The sequence below is a fragment of the Lactobacillus equicursoris DSM 19284 = JCM 14600 = CIP 110162 genome (assembly GCF_001434815.1).
In the GTDB taxonomy this organism is placed as follows: Bacteria; Bacillota; Bacilli; order Lactobacillales; family Lactobacillaceae; genus Lactobacillus; species Lactobacillus equicursoris.
Genome location: NZ_AZDU01000110.1, coordinates 1 through 1,213, shown reverse-complemented (window position 1 = coordinate 1,213; position 1,213 = coordinate 1). Strand labels below are relative to the sequence as shown.

1 protein-coding gene is annotated in these 1,213 nt (G+C 47.4%); it reads right to left on the bottom strand.

The features are described 5' to 3' along the window. Positions 1 to 35 precede the first annotated feature (35 nt). Positions 36 to 1,213: hypothetical protein (locus FC20_RS09525; RefSeq protein ID WP_236697671.1), on the bottom strand; the 1,178-nt coding region annotated here is incomplete at its 5' end.

Sequence of the window (1,213 nt, the reverse complement as noted above, 5' to 3'; positions counted from 1 at the left end):
GTACTAAGGATTGGGGCGGTTGTCAATTAGGGCTCTTAATCAGCAATCAAGTCAGTCGAAGGGACGACTTCAAAGAAATCAACCTTAGGCGCAAGAACTTCTTGAGAGAAGACGATCTGCAAAACTGTCGCTTTAGACCGAACAGCGGCTACCGCATCAGGGTCAAGCGCAGTTTTCCCATCAACCAGATCAGCTAATTCTTCTAAAAAGTCGTCAAGTTCATCAAGACCTTGACTCTTCCGCAGCTTGGCTAATTTAGCGGCCTGGACGACTACCGCTTTAGCCTCTTTTAAGGATCGTTCTTCAACAAGGCGCTTAAGCAAGACGTTGACAGTCACATAAAAGCCAAAGTCCACGTTCTCATCGCCATTAGCAATATATGGAACGGAATTCAAACACTCCCAGTAATTCAGCTTGCGCCAAATATCCAGGCAAGCCTCTTTATCTTTTTTCAGCCCTGTCCAATCCATTTTTTCAAAAAGACTAGTCCCCTTAGAGCCTAGATTTACGTTGATTCGGTAATTCACGCTAAGCAAATCAAACTGATAAGGTGGATAACTGGAAAAAGCCTCTGCCGGCGAATCAGGGTCAACCACCAAGATTTGCCGCTCAACAAAGTCCTTCACGATCTGCCCAGTCCAGTTTTCAGAAGGCGTCAAAAACCAGAAGGTGTCGCCCTCGACTAACAAATCGTCTTCGCCCCCTGGCAAAAAGTACATCGCTGCTAAATACAACTGGTCAACGGGTGAAAGCTGATCGAATTTAACCTTCCTCTTTGGCCTAAGGGCTAAATAATACTCCCTAATTCGCTGTTGCTTATCATCCAGCATGGCTTGCCGCTTTTGCCGGCAGCCTGCACATTCGCACTCATCCCCGTAGTATGGCTCATGCCCGCATTTAGGGCACTTTTTGACATAGTCTTCCGGGTCCTGGTTCCGGGCCGGCATGAAGCGAATTAGCCGGTGGCCATCATAGGGGCACTTCTCGCTTAACAGTTGGGGCGGAAATTCTCTTGACAGGCGGTTGTTTCCCGCAAGGCCATATTCAACCCAAATGTCGGCTACCTTTTTCTTAGAATTGTAGTAGTCGTCCATAATGTCCAAAACAGTTGCCTGATCGAGGCCAGCCAAGGTGCCAAAGCGCCCCCAATCCTCCCAGTAAAAGTCCATGTGCTTGACGTCAAGTTTCATCGCATTTATTCCTTTGCTAAAAA